Below are 17,359 nucleotides of genomic sequence, written 5' to 3'. Positions count from 1 at the left end.
AGTTCTGTCCATATCAGCGCCTCTATTCGGCAACGCAATTATTCTATAGCCAGCAAATAATTCTCCCGTCTACTAAGGGAGAGAATCTGGCAATGAACACAACTAAGCTGTCAGTAAAAGAGAAAATTGGCTATGGAATGGGTGATGCCGGATGCAACATTATTTTCGGCGCTATCATGCTGTTTGTTAACTATTTTTATACCGATATATTTGGTCTTGCCCCGGCACTGGTTGGCGTATTGCTGCTTTCTATCCGCGTCATTGATGCCATTACCGATCCGATTATGGGCGCATTATGCGATCGAACCCGCAGTAAATACGGTCGTTTTCGGCCGTGGCTATTATGGATCGCCTTTCCCTACGCGCTGTTTAGCGTGCTGATGTTTACCACCCCTGAATGGAGTTACAGCAGCAAAGTTATCTATGCGTTTGTAACCTACTTCCTGCTGTCGATCACCTATACCGCCATCAATATTCCCTACTGTTCGCTCGGCAGCGTCATTACTAACGATCCGAAAGAGCGGGTGGCCTGCCAGTCATATCGCTTCGTGCTGGTCGGTATTGCCACGCTGCTGCTGTCGCTGACGCTACTGCCGATGGCAGACTGGTTCGGTGGCGCAAACAAAGCGAAAGGCTATCAGATGGCGATGACCGTGCTGGCATTTATCGGTATGTGTATGTTTCTGTTCTGCTTCGCCACGGTTCGCGAACGCGTCCGCCCTGCCGTTCCCACCAATGACGAGCTAAAAAAAGATCTTAAAGACGTATGGAAGAACGATCAGTGGGTCCGCATTTTACTCCTGACGCTGTGTAACGTGTGTCCCGGTTTTATCCGCATGGCGGCAACCATGTATTACGTCACGTGGGTGATGGGACAAAGTACCCATTTTGCCACCCTGTTTATCAGCCTCGGCGTAGTGGGCATGATGATTGGCAGTATGCTGGCCAAAGTTCTCACCGACCGCTGGTGCAAACTGAAGGTCTTTTTCTGGACTAATATTGCGCTGGCGATTTTCTCCTGCGCCTTTTACTTCTTCGATCCCCATGCCACCATCACCATCGTGATCCTGTACTTCCTGCTTAACGTATTGCATCAGATCCCTTCCCCGCTGCACTGGTCGCTGATGGCGGACGTCGACGATTATGGCGAGTGGAAAACAGGTAAACGCATTACCGGCATCAGCTTCTCCGGCAACCTTTTTTTCCTCAAACTGGGGCTGGCGATTGCCGGGGCGATGGTCGGATTCCTGCTCTCCTGGTACGGTTATGATGCGGGCGCAAAAGCGCAGAACGAAACGGCGATAAACGGTATTGTACTGTTATTTACGGTTATTCCAGGCATCGGCTATCTGATCACCGCAGGCGTCGTGCGACTACTCAAAGTTAACCGCGAATTTATGCAGCAGATCCAGACGGATCTCGAAAAACGCCGGGTAAACTACCGCGAGCTTAATGTGTATCAGCAGCAACAATCGACTGAAAAAACAAGGAATGCCTGATGAAAAACTGGCCTAATCCCTTTATCGAACAGCGTGCCGATCCGTTTATTTTGCACCATGATGGCAGCTATTATTTTATTGCCTCCGTACCGCAATATGACAGACTGGAAATTCGTCGGGCGGCAAGCCTGGAGGCCCTGCCGGACGCCCTGCCGGTCACCGTATGGCGTAAGCCGGATACCGGTCCAATGAGTGAGCTTATTTGGGCGCCGGAACTGCACGCGATCGACGGAAAATGGTATATCTATTTTGCTGCCGCCCATACTCAGGCGCTTGATAGCCTCGGCATGTTTCAACACCGCATGTTTGTCCTGGAGTGTGCCGATGCCTGTCCGCTCAGCGGAACGTGGGTTGAAAAAGGCCAGGTTGTCACTCCCTTCGATACGTTCGCCCTTGATGCAACAACCTTTTTCCACCAGGGAAAACAGTGGTATTTGTGGGCGCAAAAAGCACCGGATATTGCCGGGAATTCGAATCTCTATCTTGCCAGGCTGGAAAATCCGTGGACGTTGAAAGGCGAGCCGGTCATGATCAGCCGGCCAGAATTTGACTGGGAATGCCGTGGCTTTTTAGTCAACGAAGGCCCTGCCGCCCTCTTTCACGGCGACAAACTGTTTGTCAGCTATTCGGCCAGTGCGACGGATGAGAACTACTGTATGGGACTACTGTGGATTGCGCTGGATGCCGACCCACTGGACGCGCAAAACTGGCACAAATCACCGCAGCCGGTGTTTCGTACCAGCGATGAAAACCGCCAGTTTGGGCCGGGGCATAACAGCTTTACCCGTACAACAGAGGGACAGGACGTGCTGGTCTATCATGCGCGAAACTATACGGAAATTGAGGGCGATCCGCTGTACGATCCTAATCGCCATACGCGTTTAAAACGTATTTACTGGCAGGACAACGGAATGCCAGACTTCGGCATTCCGCCCGCGGATACGCTCCAGGCCCCCCGGCATGCTGACTAAATCAGCGTACCGTAAATGGTCAGCAGGGCGACAATCACCACCAGCACAAACGACGTTTTCTTGGCCATCGACACCGCGGCTTTAGGTGTCTCAACCCGATCAACATGCGGCTCGCGCGCCAGAGAAAACTGCGCCAGCCGCGTCAGTACATGGTATTGAGAGGTATGTCGATCGCCCAGCGAGGCAAACCAGGCGGGCAGCGCTTTTTCACCGTGGCCGATCAGCGCATAGATAACCCCCACCAGCCGTACCGGGATCCAGTCCAGCACGTGAAGTATGGAATCAATGCCGGATTGCAGACGATGAAGCGGCGTTTGATAGCGGGCCAGCCACGACTGCCAGCCGCGCAAAAAAGCATAACCTACCAGCGGCACAGGTCCCCATACGCCGCCGACAATAAACCAGAAAAGCGGCGCCAGGTAATAGCGAAAGTTATTCCACAGTAGCGCATTTTGTAACTCACGCAGATACTCGCGCTCGCTGCAATCCGGCGGCACACCGTGGATAAGCGTAAGCTCGCTGGCCATTGTATCGCGTGCATGGCTGTCATTACGCGCGGCCGCTTTCAGATAGGCGTGATAATGCAAACGCACTTTTCCGGCCCCAATACATAAAAGCCCGATAAGTATCCATGTCACCAGCAGCGGCACGTTAAAAAACAGACCGTATAGCGCACGCAGCAGCAGGAAGGTGACCAGCATAATAGCGACAGTCATCAACAGGGTTCGCGCAACGGAGAAACGGCGGATCCGCCGGAATAGCACCTCCAGCCGGTGATCGAGGTGCCAGTGCTCCCCCAGCTTAAATAAGCGCTCGGCAATGAGTACCAGCAGCAAGGTAAAAAGCGTCATGGCATCTCCTTTTCTGACGGGGCGGTAACCAGAGCGCGAAACCTTGCCCAGTCAAATGCACGACCGGGATCTGTTTTACGCACCGGGGCAATATCGCAGTGTCCGGCCATATTGTCGATGATAGCCGGGTAAAGCTCAATCAGGGCGCGGGTGATGTTAGCCAGCTGTTGATATTGCACATCGGTATATGCCAGCGTATCCGTCCCCTCAAGCTCAATTCCAATCGAAAAATCGTTACAGCGTTCGCGCCCCTGATAGCAAGAAACGCCCGCGTGCCAGGCCCGCTTATTAAAAGGGACATATTGCACAATTTCGCCGTCGCGGCGAATAAGACAATGGGCAGAAACGCGCAGATGAGCAATGTCAGCAAAATAAGGATGGGCCCGGGCATCCAGCGTGCCGGTAAATAACGCGTCAATCCACGGACCGCCGAATTCGCCGGGCGGAAGACTAATATTATGCACCACCAGCAGCGAGGGATCTTCATCATTCGGGCGGCAGTCATAATGCGGGGACGGAACCCGCCGCGCTGCTGCCAGCCAACCCTCATGTAAATACATACAGAATCTCCTTATTGGTGGTGCGAATATGCGCTTCAGAGTAGCATGTTTCATCCTGATGCCTGGTGACCAATTTGGAGTTTTATCATGCCCGCACGCCGTTATAGCCCTGACAATCGACGTGACGCCCTTCTACAACGCATTAGTCTGGATATCCCGTCAACGGTTGCACACGCACTGCGCGAAGATTTAGGGGGCGACGTTGATGCCAATAACGACCTCACCGCACAATTACTGCCGCAAGAGAGCCGCTCTCATGCCGTCGTGATCACCCGTGAAAAAGGCGTGTTCTGCGGCAAACGCTGGGTTGAAGAAGTCTTTATCCAGCTTGCCGGCGATGGCGTTCACCTAAGCTGGCATGTTGAAGACGGCGATGATGTGGTTGCCGATCAACCTTTATTTGAACTGGATGGCCCTTCTCGCATGCTGTTAACCGGCGAGCGTACGGCGCTGAATTTTGTCCAGACGCTTTCAGGTGTCGCCAGCGAAGTTCGCCGCTATGTTGATCTGCTGGCTGGAACAAATACCCAACTACTGGATACGCGTAAAACGCTGCCGGGCCTGCGTACCGCACTAAAATACGCGGTTCTGTGCGGTGGCGGCGCAAATCATCGTCTCGGTCTGTCAGATGCATTTCTGATTAAAGAAAATCACATTATTGCCTCTGGCTCTGTACGTCAGGCCATTGAAAAAGCCTTCTGGCTGCACCCGGACGTACCGGTTGAAGTCGAAGTTGAAAACCTTAATGAACTGGATGAGGCGCTGAAAGCGGGAGCCGATATCATCATGCTCGACAACTTCACCACTGAGATGATGCGTGACGCGGTAAAACACACGCGCGGGCAGGCACAGCTTGAAGTCTCTGGTAACGTCACACATGAAACATTACGCGAATTTGCCGAAACCGGCGTGGATTTTATTTCGGTTGGTGCACTGACTAAACATATTCGCGCCCTCGACTTGTCGATGCGATTTCGCTAATCGCCGTGCCTGATGGCTCAACGGGCCTGCGGGCCCGTTTTTCGTTGTGCCTCGCAATCTACTGTAATCCCTCTGCAATACCGTTAAAAAGTCGGGAAGCCTGCTTCACGTTTTACGGTTTCGCGCTCGTCAAATAATCCTTCTGCTGCCAGAGTGCCCGCATTTAACAGGGAGCACACCATGAACAGACAGCAAGGATTCACCCTGATTGAGCTAATGGTCGTTATTGGCATTATTGCCATCCTTAGCGCTATCGGTATCCCCGCCTACCAGACTTATCTGCGCAAAGCCGCGCTGACCGACATGCTACAAACCTTTATCCCTTACCGCACCGCCATCGAACTCTGCGCGCTGGATCATGGAGGATTAGCCGACTGCGACGGCGGTAAAAATGGCATTCCCTCCCCCACCACCACCCGCTATGTAGCGGAAATGCAGGTGGCACAGGGAGTGGTGTCCCTGACTGGCCAGGAGAGTCTTAATGGCCTGAGCGTGGTAATGACGCCTGGCTGGGACAACGCCAGCGGCGTAAGCGGCTGGCAGCGAGTCTGTCATATTCAGCAGGACAGCACGCTTTTGCAGGCCTGCGAAGATGTATTCCGTTTCGATATACCGTAAGGAGACGCCATTATGAAACAGGAACAGCTTATTGCTTTATGTAAACGCTACCGGGCCGTACTGCTGGAAAGCGATGATGAAACGCTCAATATTGCCGTGGTGGGCGATCCCGGAAGCCAACTGCTGGATTCGTTACGCTTCGCCACCCAAAAGCGAATCGATATCGAGTGCTGGTCGCAGGAAAAGATGGATCAGCATCTGCTGCTCTCTTCTCAAACGCACCTGCCCGCAGTCAGTGACGGTGGCGGTACGGCGGTCGATGTGCTCAATCAGATTTTAGAACAGGCCCTCTTACAGCGGGCCTCCGATATCCATTTTGAGCCGCTTACAGACAAAATGCGCATCCGCTTACGGGTGGACGGCGTACTGCATGCATTAAAAGTCATCCCCTTTGCGCTGGTCGCGACCCTTATTGCGCGTTTGAAAGTGCTGGGTAATCTTGATATTGCCGAACGACGCGTACCGCAGGATGGGCAATTCAGCGTTGAGCTGGCCGGGAAATGGGTCTCCTTTCGGATTGCCACACTGCCGGGGAAAAACGGCGAAAAAGTGGTGCTTCGCCTGCTCCATCAGGTAGAGCAGGCGCTGGATATCCACCAGCTTGGCATGACGCTGCTCCAGCTTGAGGCCTTCAGCGATGCGTTAAAAACACCGCAGGGCTTGCTTCTGGTCACCGGGCCTACCGGCAGTGGCAAAACGGTAACGCTTTATAGCGCCCTTCAGTCACTCAATAGTCCGGCCGTCAATATCTGTAGCGTCGAGGACCCGGTAGAAATCCCGCTTGAGGGCATTAATCAAACACAAATTAACCTGCGCGCCGGGTTAACATTTCAAAACGTTCTCCGTGCTTTTCTGCGCCAGGATCCGGATATTATTATGGTCGGGGAAATTCGCGATGGCGATACGGCGGAAATTGCCATTAAAGCGGCACAAACCGGGCATCTGGTGCTTTCAACATTACACACCAACTCCACCACGGAGGCGCTGGTACGGTTGCAACAAATGGGCGTCGCACGCTGGATGCTCTCTTCATCGCTGCTGCTAGTGGTTGCTCAGCGTCTGGTACGCAAACTGTGCCCACATTGTCGAACGCTTACCGGCGAGCATACCGCCATACCGGCCACGCTGTGGAAACGGCCGCTACCCCGGTGGCAGGCAGAGGGATGCGATCGCTGTTATCACGGTTTCTATGGTCGGGCAGCCTTATTTGAAGTGTTGACTATTGAGGGTGAAAGCCGCCAGGCGCTTGCCAGCGATCTCAGCGCCGCCGCCCTCGAATCTCAGGCCCGGCGTGCTGGAATGACCACGCTATTTGAGAATGGCTGCCTGGCGGTAGAACAGGGTCTGACAACAGTAGAAGAGCTATTGCGCGTATTGGGAACGCCACATGACAACTAAGCAGCAGCTCTGGCAATGGCGCGGCCTGACTCGTGAAGGCGAAGTAAGAGAGGGCATCAGATGGGAGAACAGTCGTGCAGCAGTGTTAATGGCTGTCCAGCAACAGTTCATCACGCCAGTAAAACTCACACGCTGCGTAGTACGCCCTGCACTCTGGCGCAGCGAGTATCGCTGTGATGTGATTCGCCAGCTGGCGACGCTGCTTCATGCCGGACTCACTCTGCCGCAGGCGTTAGCCTTACTGGCGCAACAGCAACCGGGTAAACAGTGGCAGGCGCTGCTTCAGACGCTGGGCGATGAACTTGAGCGCGGCGTGGCCTTTTCTGGCGCACTTCAGCAGTGGCCACAGGTATTTCCCCCGCTGTGGCTGGCGATGATCCGCACCGGCGAGTTAACCGGCAAACTTGAACAGTGTTGCCTGCATCTGGCACAACAGCAGGAAGCACAGCTGCGGCTGGCGGCAAAAGTGCGCAAGGCACTGCGCTATCCACTGATTATTTTAACGCTGGCACTGGCAGTCGTTATGGCGATGGTATGCTGGGTACTTCCGGAATTCGCGTCAATTTACCAAACCTTTAATACGCCTCTTCCCGCATTAACACGAGGCGTTATGGCTTTTTCCGCTTTTATTCAACGCCGGGGATTACTGCTGCTGATGGTGCCGTCAGCAAGTGTTTTGCTCCTCAGCAAATTTCGTCACCATCCGGGCTGGCAGACAGTAAGGCAAAAATGGCTACTGAAATGCCCGATAGCAGGTAGCCTGATCCGCGGGCAAAAACTCAGCCACATATTCAGTGTTCTGGCGCTGACCCAAAGCGCAGGCATCGCTTTTTTACAGGGCCTGCAAAGTGCCAGTGAAACACTCGACTGCCCCTACTGGCAGCATATTTTACATCAGGCACATCAGGATATTTCTCACGGACTGCCAGTCTGGCAGGCGCTGGCTAAGAGCGGCGAGTTTAGCCCGCTGTGTTTACAGTTGATCAGAACCGGTGAAGCATCCGGCGCACTGGATATGATGCTTGAAGATCTCGCTCGTCACCACGGTGAAAAGACGCACGCGATAGCCGATAATCTGGCAGCACTGCTGGAACCAATACTATTGATTGTCACCGGCGTCATTATCGGCACCCTGGTGGTAGCGATGTATTTGCCCATTTTTCATTTGGGTGATGCCATGAGCGGAATGGGATAAGTGCGCTGGCGTGTGCCAGCGCAGAGCGATTACAGGCTGTTGAAGATGCGGTTTTCTTGTTCCTGCACGCGGATAAAGGTGGTGCGCTTGGTCAGTTCTTTCAGGCGAGAAGCCCCGACATAGGTACATGCTGAGCGCAAACCGCCGAGAATATCGCGTGCGGTATTCTCTACCGGGCCGCGCAACGGCAGCTTCACGGTTTTACCTTCAGCGGCACGATAGCCTGCAACGCCGCCCACGTGACGGTTCATCGCAGACTCAGAGCTCATGCCATAGAACAGCATAAATTTCTCACCGTCCTCTTCGACTACGGTCCCGCCGCTCTCTTCATGACCGGCCAGCATACCGCCAAGCATCACGAAATCGGCACCGCCACCAAACGCTTTTGCCACATCGCCAGGCATGGTACAGCCGCCGTCGCTGACAATCTGACCACCGAGGCCGTGAGCGGCATCAGCACATTCAATTACCGCTGATAGCTGCGGATAGCCAACGCCGGTTTTCACACGGGTGGTACAAACCGAGCCGGGTCCAATACCCACTTTCACGATATCTGCACCAGACAGGATCAGCTCTTCGCACATTTCGCCAGTCACAACATTGCCTGCACAGATAGTTTTATTCGGCCATGCTTCGCGTGCCTTACTTAAAAACTGCACGAAATGCTCGGAATAACCATTTGCCACATCAATACACACAAAGCTCAGTGCCGGATGAAGATTAAGAATTTGACTGATTTTTTCAAAATCCGCATTAGAGGTGCCGGTCGATACCATCACGTATTTAAGCACGTCTTCAGAAACGCTCTGGATAAACGCATTCCACTGTTCGGCCGTGTAGTGTTTATGAACCGCGGTCAGAATGCCAAACGACGCCAGCGCTTTTGCCATGCCAAACGTGCCCACGGTATCCATATTCGCGGCAATAATGGGTATGCCTGACCAGCGCAGACCGGAATGTTTAAAGGTGATTTCGCGCTCCAGTTCAACCTCGGAACGGCTTTTGAGGGTAGAGCGTTTTGGGCGGATAAGAACGTCTTTAAAACCTAATTTCAGATCTTCTTCGATACGCATGTAGGGTTCCTGGGGTTAAGGGCAATAGATAAAGCGCAACTCCAGTGACGTTATCATACGCACTAATGATGTCTGTGCAAGACTGCGATTTTCTCTTTTTTTACGCTACAATCCTATAAATTTACCTGGTGAAGGCTGAGAGAGCGATAACTATCTCTCGCCACGCATTCTCTTTTTTTAACCAATTGATTTATACCCTGAATAATTTAAGTTACGCCATGGCGGTCAGAATGAGCGAGATTAACTCGTGCAGACGTAACCTAAAATATGACCGGTAGAAAATATCAATGTATTCCAGGACTGGTTTTTATGAGGTATACGGTAGCGTTAACAGGCGGCATCGGCAGCGGCAAAAGTACAGTTGCGAACGCCTTTGCCCGAATGGGAATTAACGTCATTGATGCCGACATTATTGCCCGTCAGAGCGTAGAGCCCGGCACTCAGGCGCTTAACGCAATTGCCGACCGATTCGGTCCATCAATCCTTACCGCAGAAGGTGCGCTCAATCGTCGCCTTTTACGCGAACGTATTTTCGCCCATCCGGATGACAAAACATGGCTTAATGCGCTGTTACATCCGCTGATCCAGCAAGAGACCCAACGTCAGATTCATCAGGCAACATCTCCGTGGGTACTCTGGGTGGTGCCGTTACTGGTCGAAAACCGGCTATATAAGAAGGCTAATCGCGTACTGGTAGTCGATGTTTCTCGCGAGACGCAACTTCACAGAACCATGCAGCGTGACGGCGTGACGCGTGAACATGCTGAACAAATTCTCTCCGCTCAGGCAACGCGTGAAGAACGTCTTGCTGTGGCGGACGATGTCATTGATAACAATGGCGCACCGGATGCAATCGCATCGGATGTTGCCCGCCTGCACGCACAATATTTACAATACGCGGCGCAGGCTGTTTCACAGGAAAAAATGTAATGCATCATACCCATATCCTTTTTGAACATCCGCTTAATGAAAAGATGCGTACCTGGCTGCGCATTGAATTTTTAACCGAGCAGATGTCTACAGCGCTTCCGGTTAACGACTATGCGGGCGCGCTGCATTTTTTTCGTAATGTCGGCGATCTGCTGGACGTACTTGAACGCGGAGAAGTGCGTACTGAACTGCTTAAAGAGCTGGAGCGTCAGCAAAAAAAATTACAGGCCTGGACGGATGTTCCCGGCGTTGATGTGGACCGGATTGAATCCCTGCGTCAGCAGTTGAAAGCCTGCGGCAGTACGCTGATGTCAGCGCCGCGAATGGGTCAGTTGCTGCGTGAGGATCGTCTTATCGGCCTGGTCCGTCAGCGCCTGAGTATTCCTGGCGGCTGCTGTAGTTTCGACCTGCCGACACTGCATATCTGGCTTCATCTGCCGCAGGAACAGCGCGATCTACAGACCGGTCAGTGGCTCACCAGCCTGCAACCGCTGGTACAGGCGCTGACGCTGATTATGGATCTTGTGCGTAATTCAGCGCCGTTTCGCAAGCAAACCAGCCTGCATGGTTTTTATCAGGACAACGGCGAAGACGCCGATCTACTGCGGCTGAAATTACCGCTGGAAGGCCAGCTTTACCCGCAGATTTCAGGGCATAAAAGCCGCTTCGCGATCCGCTTTTTGCCGCTGGATAGTGAAAATGGTCAGATCCCCGATCGTCTCGATTTTGAACTGGCTTGCTGTTAAGGAGAGCATATGTCTGAAACTATGGTAGTTAATTGTCCGTGCTGCGGCAAAACAGTCACGTGGGATCAAAGCAGTCCTTTTCGCCCTTTTTGCAGTAAGCGCTGCCAGCTCATCGATCTTGGCGAATGGGCGGCAGAAGAAAAACGCATTCCCAGCGCGGGCGATCTGTCTGACAGCGACGACTGGAGTGAAGACAAGTCGTAGGACTTTAATTCGCTGACCTGCCGGGCGGCGGCTTCGCCTTGCCCGGCCTGTAATAACGCCTGCCCTACCTCTCACACCGTTCCCCGGAATTACGTCGCCGAAAACATCGCTGCCATACCTTCGCGCAACATAGGCCCGCGCAAGCGCAGTGCCGCCGGCATGTCACCGCCTGAAACTTAGTTTCCCTTAATCAGCTTCGCGATAATCGGTGTATTCGCTGGTGGGAAATCCTGCGGGTTTAATGCCTCCGCCGGCAGCCAGCGTCCCGGCTGTCCCTCTTTTCCCCATGGCTCGCCGTCCCAGTGTTCTACCAGCCAAAACCACAGCGTGATATGCCGATCCGGAAATTCGTACTCCAGCTTATCGAATAGCGACGCATCATGAGGCGTAATACCCACTTCTTCCTGTAACTCACGGATCAGCGCCTGCTCCGGCGTTTCGTTGGCCTCGATCTTCCCACCGGGAAACTCCAGCTTATTTGCCATATGCGCATCGGCTGCACGTTGCGTAATAAAAATCTCATTGTGTGCGTTACGGATAATACCTACCGATATTTGCAATCTTTTCATTATTTCAGGCTCATAAAAAAGGCGCAGATATCTGCGCCTTTCAGATTTGATTACGACCTTAGCTCAGACGGCCGTGACACTGTTTGTATTTTTTACCAGAACCGCACGGGCAGAGATCGTTACGCCCCACTTTGCGCTCGCCGGTTTGTTCCGCAATAGCTTCTGCGGCAAGGGTATCGTCGTCCTGATGACTAAACTGCTGCATCTGGGCCAGACGCTCAGATTCTTCACGGCGCTGTTGCTCCATTTCTTCCACTTCTTCCGGCATCCGCACCTGTACTTTGCTCAGGGTGCTAATCACTTCGTATTTCAGTGACTCAAGCATGGCCGCAAACATGGAGAAAGACTCACGCTTGTATTCCTGCTTCGGATCTTTCTGCGCGTAGCCGCGCAGATGAATACCCTGACGCAGGTAGTCCATCGCTGCCAGGTGTTCTTTCCACAGAGAATCAAGGGTTTGCAGCATGACGCCTTTTTCGAAATGGCGCATCATTTCGGCACCGACGACTTCTTCCTTACGCTGGTAGACCTCAATAGCGCTGGCCAGGATACGCTCACGCAGCGTTTCCTCGTGCAGCTCAGGCTCTTTGTCCAGCCATTCGGTAATCGGCAGTTCGAGTTCGAAATCGTTTTTCAGGCGCTCCTGCAGACCAGGAACATCCCACATCTCTTCCAGCGACTGCGGTGGAATATAGCTGTCGATGGTGGCCTTGAAGACGTCTTCACGGATGCTGTTGATGGTTTCGCTAACGTCAGAAATATCAAGCAGTTCGTTACGCTGGGTATAAATAGCGCGACGCTGGTCGTTTGCCACATCATCATATTCAAGCAGCTGCTTACGAATATCGAAGTTACGGCTTTCCACTTTACGCTGTGCGTTAGCGATGGCCTTCGTTACCCACGGATGCTCAATAGCTTCGCCCGGTTTCATCCCAAGTTTACGCATCATACCCGCCACGCGATCGGAGGCGAAAATGCGCATCAGAGCATCTTCCATCGACAAATAGAAGCGTGAAGAACCCGCATCACCCTGACGGCCAGAACGTCCGCGCAGCTGGTTATCGATACGACGCGATTCATGGCGCTCGGTACCAATAATATGCAGGCCGCCGGATGCCAGAACAGCGTCGTGACGCACTTTCCAGTCCGCTTTAATCTGCGCAATCTGTTCCGCAGTAGGTTCTTCCAGCGCGGCCACTTCTGACTGCCAGCTACCGCCCAGCACGATGTCTGTACCACGACCAGCCATGTTGGTGGCAATGGTTACCGCTGCCGGATAGCCTGCCTGAGCAACAATGTCTGCTTCACTAGCGTGGAATTTGGCGTTCAGAACGTTATGTTTAATACCGGCTTTTACCAGCTCTTCAGATACAACCTCAGATTTTTCGATCGAGATGGTTCCGACCAGTACCGGCTGTCCGTTCGCCGTACGCTCTTTGATGTCTTCAATAATGGCCTGGATTTTTTCCGCTTCGGTCATATAGACCAGATCCGCCATATCCTTACGGATCATCGGACGGTTCGTCGGAACGACCACCGTGTCCAGCTTGTAGATGGAGCTAAATTCGAAAGCTTCGGTATCCGCTGTACCGGTCATACCGGCCAGTTTCTCGTAAAGACGGAAATAGTTCTGGAAGGTAATAGATGCCAGAGTCTGGTTTTCGTTCTGGATCTCCACGCCTTCTTTGGCTTCAACGGCCTGGTGCAGACCATCTGACCAACGGCGACCCTGCATGGTACGACCGGTGTGTTCGTCAACGATAATAACTTCGCCATCTTTAACAATGTAGTCAACGTCACGGGTAAACAGCACGTGGGCGCGTAATGCGGCGGTAACGTGGTGCATCATCATGATATTGCCCGGCGAGTAAAGTGACTCACCCTCGGCCATGATGCCTTCATTTACCAGCAGCTCTTCAATCAGCACCAGTCCGCGTTCGGTCAGGTTCACCTGACGCGCTTTTTCGTCCACGGAGAAGTGGCCTTCACCCTGGAACGTGTCGGAGTCTTCTTTTTCCTGACGGATCAGATGCGGGATGATTTTGTTCATCTGCTTGTACATTTCTGAACTGTCTTCAGCCGGACCAGAGATGATCAGCGGCGTACGCGCTTCATCGATCAGAATGGAGTCAACTTCATCCACCAGCGCATAGTGCAGTTTACGCTGTACACGCTCTTCCGGGCTGAACGCCATGTTGTCACGCAGGTAGTCAAAACCGTATTCGTTGTTCGTTCCGTAGGTGATGTCTGAAGCGTAAGCCTCACGTTTTGCCGGTGCAGGCAAACCGGACATGTTAATGCCCACGCTCATGCCGAGGAATTCAAACAGCGGACGGTTGTTCTCGGCATCACGCTGTGCCAGATAGTCGTTGACGGTAACCACGTGAACGCCTTTACCAGACAGCGCATTAAGATATGCCGGCAGGGTTGCAGTAAGCGTTTTACCTTCACCAGTACGCATTTCTGCGATGCAGCGTTCGTTAAGTACCATGCCGCCCAGCAGCTGAACGTCAAAGTGGCGCATTCCAAAAACACGTTTGCTCGCTTCACGAACGACAGCAAATGCTTCCGGGATCAGGCTCTCTACGGTGGCACCTTTCGCCAGGCGCGTACGGAATTCGTCGGTTTTGGCTTTTAGCTCGTCATCGGAGAGCTTTTCCATTGCCGGTTCCATGCTGTTGATCAGGGAAACGGCTTTACGCATACGGCGCAGGGTACGATCGTTACGACTACCGAAAACTTTGGTTAATAAATTGATTAGCATATTAAAATCTCAAACGCCCCGCTCTGCGGAGTCAAAAAGTAGTTGAAGGAAAAAAGATTCAGCTAAGGCGTTGAGGTCCGGCGCGAATGCCCTGCGCCTGACGTATCCAGGCAGAGATACTAAAGGCGGATTGCGGTGCAAAAGAGGTGATAGCCACCTGTCGGACGATTGCAGGCGGCTGACTTTCCTGCGTCAACATCGCGCTAAGTGTATTAAGCAGTGCGATGTGATGTGCTTCGAGCGCCAGCGGCTCTTCAGCCACCGGCAGAACTTGCGGTGCCATAGCAAAAGAGAGGTGGCGAATAACCGTGCGAATGGCGTGCTGATGCCAGTAATCTACGGTAAACGCGGGGCGGCGATTGCCTTCCAGCAGCGCCAGATGCGTGAAACTAACGCCTGAGGGCTGATTATGACTACTTGCCGCTGCTTTCGCCGGCACTGCGGGTTCGGTATTGGCGAGCGCAGGCAGGCCAAAGCCAGCCGCGACCATCCCCAACAGGAGATGCGGCCAAAAATACCGTCTGCCTAACTGTCGCCAGCGCGTCAGTAACCCACTCACTTAATCCACCACTCTTTACTTGCCCAAGAGCCTGACGCTCTGAATTTCATATCCTGTAATGATATTACCATTAATGCCCGATCGCGACAGTAGTAATAAAGCTGGAAAGGTCATAAACAGAGCAAGAAAGCGGCAGTCGGCCTGGAGGATAATCTGAAATGGAATGTTACGGGGTGTAAAAATAGAAAACGACTGGTTTTCCTGGACGGAGAGGGTGCCAGGTCAACCAGTCGAATTTTAAGGCGTTATGCCAGTACCAGGGAAGGCGCTTTAAATGCCAGCGGCAATTCTGCGTCATCTTCGAAGGTGGCATATTCCCAGGCTTCCTGTTTTGCCAGGACAGCCTGTAGCAATTTGTTGTTCAGTGCATGACCCGACTTATAGGCGGTAAACGCGCCGATAATATTGTGACCGCACATGAACAGGTCGCCGATAGCGTCCAGCATTTTGTGACGAACAAATTCATCTTCAAAACGCAGACCGTCTTCGTTCAGTACACGATAATCATCTACTACGATGGCACAGTCGAAACTCCCGCCCAGGCACAAACCACGAGACTGTAAGTATTCGATATCGCGCATAAAGCCGAAAGTACGTGCACGGCTGATCTGACGCATGAAGGCGTCCGCAGAGAAGTTCATCGCGTAGCGCTGGTTGCTGGAATCAATCGCCGGATGGTTAAAGTCGATGGTAAAGTCCAACGAAAAACCATTGTACGGTTTGAATTCAGCCCATTTGTCGCCATCTTCAACGCGAACGGTCTCTTTAATGCGAACGAATTTCTTCGCGCAGTTTAGTTCGTCGATGCCTGCATCTAACAGCAGGTATACGAACGGAGCAGCACTGCCGTCCATAATTGGCACTTCAGGTGCATCAACATCAATAATGATGTTGTCGATACCCAGGCCAGCCAGTGCGGCATTCAGATGTTCTACCGTTGATATCCGCACGTCATGCTCATTAACCAGGCAAGTACAGAGCATGGTATCACGCACAGATTTGGCATCGGCCGGAAAATCTACCGGTGGATTCAAGTCGGTGCGACGATAGATGACCCCGGTATTTGCCGGCGCAGGGCGCAGCGTCAGCGTGACTTTTTTGCCGGTATGTAAACCGACGCCAGTCGCCTGAACGATACGTTTAAGTGTCCTTTGTTTGATCATCGTATAATCTCGCCAAATTACCTATCCAACCGAAGTGTACTATACATTCGGGCGAGCAGTTTAGCACAAAGAGCTAAGATGCCCAACTTCCAGTCAATTCTTAATCAGCCTGCTTACGCAAAAAGGCAGGAATATCCAAATAATCCGGCTCTTTTGCCTGAGAAGTGGTGTCGTTTACCGCCTTCGCCGCTGGCTTCTGCTCCTGAGTCAACGGAGCCATACCGTGTTGCTGATAGCGATCCAGCACCGGTTGTTGTGTCTGTTTGTTCGTCACCAGGGTAATTTCAGGACGTTTGTCCATGCCAATACCGGTGGCAACAACCGTCACGCGCAGTTCGTCGTTCATATCCGGGTCAAGAGAGGTACCGATAACCACAGTCGCATTATCTGAAGCAAATGCACGGATAGTGTTACCCACGGTTTCGAACTCATCAAGACGCAGGTCAAAGCCCGCCGTGATGTTAACCAGCACGCCACGTGCGCCAGACAGGTCGATGTCTTCCAGCAGCGGAGACGAGATAGCCATTTCTGCCGCTTCTTCCGCACGATCTTCACCGCTCGCCACGCCGGAGCCCATCATGGCGTAGCCCATTTCGGACATCACGGTACGCACGTCAGCAAAGTCGACGTTCATCAGACCCGGGCGGGTAATCAGCTCGGCGATACCCTGAACGGCACCTTTTAATACGTCGTTTGCGGCCCCAAAGGCGTCAAGCAGTGAAATGCCACGGCCCAGCACTTTCAGCAGTTTGTCGTTTGGGATCGTGATCAGGGAGTCAACGTGCTTGGACAGCTCGGTGATCCCCTGCTCAGCAAAAGCCATACGCTTTTTGCCTTCAAAATTGAACGGCTTGGTTACGACAGCCACGGTCAGGATGCCAAGGTCTTTGGCAACTTCAGCAACCACCGGCGCCGCGCCCGTACCGGTACCACCGCCCATGCCCGCAGCGATAAACACCATGTCTGCCCCGTCAAGCGCGGCACGTAAAGCTTCACGATCTTCGTCAGCGGCGTTGCGGCCGACTTCCGGATTAGCGCCAGCGCCCAGACCTTTGGTGATACCACCACCGATCTGAATCGTCTGACCCACTGCGGTTTTACGTAGCGCCTGAGCGTCGGTATTTACCGCGAAGAATTCAACACCTTCGATGCGCTCACGCACCATGTGTTCAACGGCATTGCCGCCACCGCCACCGACGCCGATGACTTTAATCACCGCGTCGTTGGTCAGTTCCATAGGTTCAAACATAGTTTCTCTCCGTTTTGTGCCTGTCGCCT

Annotated in this window: 17 protein-coding genes; 9 read left to right on the top strand and 8 right to left on the bottom strand. The window is 52.9% G+C overall.

Annotated features, from left to right (window positions below; all coding sequences use genetic code 11):
• The first annotated feature begins 92 nt into the window (after nt 1-92).
• Together AC791_RS18520 and AC791_RS18515 are read left to right on the top strand one after the other, a co-directional pair.
• Nucleotides 93-1,499, top strand: coding sequence for an MFS transporter (locus AC791_RS18520; RefSeq protein WP_049841949.1), 1,407 nt, complete (start codon nt 93-95; stop codon nt 1,497-1,499).
• Nucleotides 1,499-2,470, top strand: a complete 972-nt coding sequence (locus AC791_RS18515; RefSeq protein ID WP_049841948.1) for a family 43 glycosylhydrolase — start codon at nt 1,499-1,501, stop codon at nt 2,468-2,470. Before AC791_RS18520 ends, AC791_RS18515 begins: the two co-directional genes overlap by 1 nt.
• On the opposite strand, the gene ampE is transcribed toward AC791_RS18515, so the two are convergent.
• A complete protein-coding gene (gene ampE, locus AC791_RS18510) occupies nt 2,467-3,321 on the bottom strand; it encodes a beta-lactamase regulator AmpE (protein WP_049841947.1) in 855 nt (284 codons plus the stop codon). The two genes, AC791_RS18515 and ampE, sit on opposite strands and share 4 nt — an antisense overlap.
• Nucleotides 3,318-3,881 carry a 1,6-anhydro-N-acetylmuramyl-L-alanine amidase AmpD gene (gene ampD / locus AC791_RS18505; protein WP_049841946.1) on the bottom strand — a complete coding sequence of 188 codons (564 nt, stop codon included), beginning with the start codon at nt 3,879-3,881 and terminating at the stop codon, nt 3,318-3,320. The genes ampE and ampD overlap by 4 nt, the downstream gene beginning before the upstream one ends.
• An 87-nt stretch (nt 3,882-3,968) precedes the next feature.
• Here ampD and nadC point away from each other — a divergent pair, with 87 nt between their 5' ends.
• From nadC to hofC, 4 genes are all read left to right on the top strand, one after another.
• On the top strand, nt 3,969-4,862 hold the full coding sequence (gene nadC / locus AC791_RS18500) for a carboxylating nicotinate-nucleotide diphosphorylase (RefSeq protein WP_049841945.1): 894 nt from the start codon (nt 3,969-3,971) through the stop codon (nt 4,860-4,862).
• A 180-nt stretch (nt 4,863-5,042) separates the two neighbouring features.
• On the top strand, nt 5,043-5,480 hold the full coding sequence (gene ppdD, locus AC791_RS18495) for a prepilin peptidase-dependent pilin (protein ID WP_049841944.1): 438 nt from the start codon (nt 5,043-5,045) through the stop codon (nt 5,478-5,480).
• A 12-nt stretch (nt 5,481-5,492) separates the two neighbouring features.
• On the top strand, nt 5,493-6,878 hold the full coding sequence (gene gspE / locus AC791_RS18490; protein WP_049841943.1) for a type II secretion system protein GspE: 1,386 nt from the start codon (nt 5,493-5,495) through the stop codon (nt 6,876-6,878).
• Entirely contained in the window at nt 6,868-8,073 is a 1,206-nt protein-coding gene (gene hofC, locus AC791_RS18485; protein WP_049841942.1) for a protein transport protein HofC, read from the top strand. The genes gspE and hofC overlap by 11 nt, the downstream gene beginning before the upstream one ends.
• 29 nt (nt 8,074-8,102) lie before the next feature.
• Here the strand turns inward: hofC and AC791_RS18480 are convergent, their stop codons facing one another.
• Nucleotides 8,103-9,146 (bottom strand): GMP reductase, encoded by a 1,044-nt coding sequence (locus AC791_RS18480; protein ID WP_049841941.1) that lies wholly within the window; start codon nt 9,144-9,146, stop codon nt 8,103-8,105.
• Between the two features lie 309 nt (nt 9,147-9,455).
• On the opposite strand from AC791_RS18480, the gene coaE reads away from it, so the two are divergent.
• The 3 genes from coaE to yacG are packed head-to-tail and all read left to right on the top strand — an operon-like array spanning nt 9,456 to nt 11,026.
• Complete coding sequence (gene coaE / locus AC791_RS18475; RefSeq protein WP_049841940.1) at nt 9,456-10,076, top strand: dephospho-CoA kinase; 621 nt, start codon at nt 9,456-9,458, stop codon at nt 10,074-10,076.
• Nucleotides 10,076-10,822 carry a cell division protein ZapD gene (zapD, locus tag AC791_RS18470; protein WP_049841939.1) on the top strand — a complete coding sequence of 249 codons (747 nt, stop codon included), beginning with the start codon at nt 10,076-10,078 and terminating at the stop codon, nt 10,820-10,822. The genes coaE and zapD overlap by 1 nt, the downstream gene beginning before the upstream one ends.
• Before the next feature lie 9 nt (nt 10,823-10,831).
• Nucleotides 10,832-11,026, top strand: a complete 195-nt coding sequence (gene yacG, locus AC791_RS18465) for a DNA gyrase inhibitor YacG (RefSeq protein WP_049841938.1) — start codon at nt 10,832-10,834, stop codon at nt 11,024-11,026.
• Nucleotides 11,027-11,202: 176 nt separating this feature from the next.
• Here yacG and mutT read toward each other — a convergent pair whose 3' ends face one another.
• The 5 genes from mutT to ftsZ all read right to left on the bottom strand — a co-directional run bounded on the left by mutT (nt 11,203) and on the right by ftsZ (nt 17,330).
• Entirely contained in the window at nt 11,203-11,595 is a 393-nt protein-coding gene (gene mutT, locus AC791_RS18460; RefSeq protein ID WP_049841937.1) for an 8-oxo-dGTP diphosphatase MutT, read from the bottom strand.
• A 58-nt stretch (nt 11,596-11,653) separates the two neighbouring features.
• Entirely contained in the window at nt 11,654-14,359 is a 2,706-nt protein-coding gene (gene secA, locus AC791_RS18455) for a preprotein translocase subunit SecA (protein ID WP_049841936.1), read from the bottom strand.
• 58 nt (nt 14,360-14,417) lie between these two features.
• Nucleotides 14,418-14,918, bottom strand: coding sequence for a secA translation cis-regulator SecM (gene secM, locus AC791_RS18450; protein ID WP_049841935.1), 501 nt, complete (start codon nt 14,916-14,918; stop codon nt 14,418-14,420).
• A 245-nt stretch (nt 14,919-15,163) separates the two neighbouring features.
• Nucleotides 15,164-16,081, bottom strand: a complete 918-nt coding sequence (lpxC, locus tag AC791_RS18445) for a UDP-3-O-acyl-N-acetylglucosamine deacetylase (RefSeq protein WP_049841934.1) — start codon at nt 16,079-16,081, stop codon at nt 15,164-15,166.
• Between the two features lie 100 nt (nt 16,082-16,181).
• Nucleotides 16,182-17,330 (bottom strand): cell division protein FtsZ, encoded by a 1,149-nt coding sequence (ftsZ, locus tag AC791_RS18440; protein ID WP_049841933.1) that lies wholly within the window; start codon nt 17,328-17,330, stop codon nt 16,182-16,184.
• Nucleotides 17,331-17,359: the final 29 nt, after the last annotated feature.

The sequence above is a fragment of the Klebsiella sp. RIT-PI-d genome (assembly GCF_001187865.1).
Classification (GTDB): domain Bacteria; phylum Pseudomonadota; class Gammaproteobacteria; order Enterobacterales; family Enterobacteriaceae; genus Superficieibacter.
Note: the sequence above shows the minus strand (reverse complement) of the source record. Positions and strands in the feature narration are given on the sequence as shown.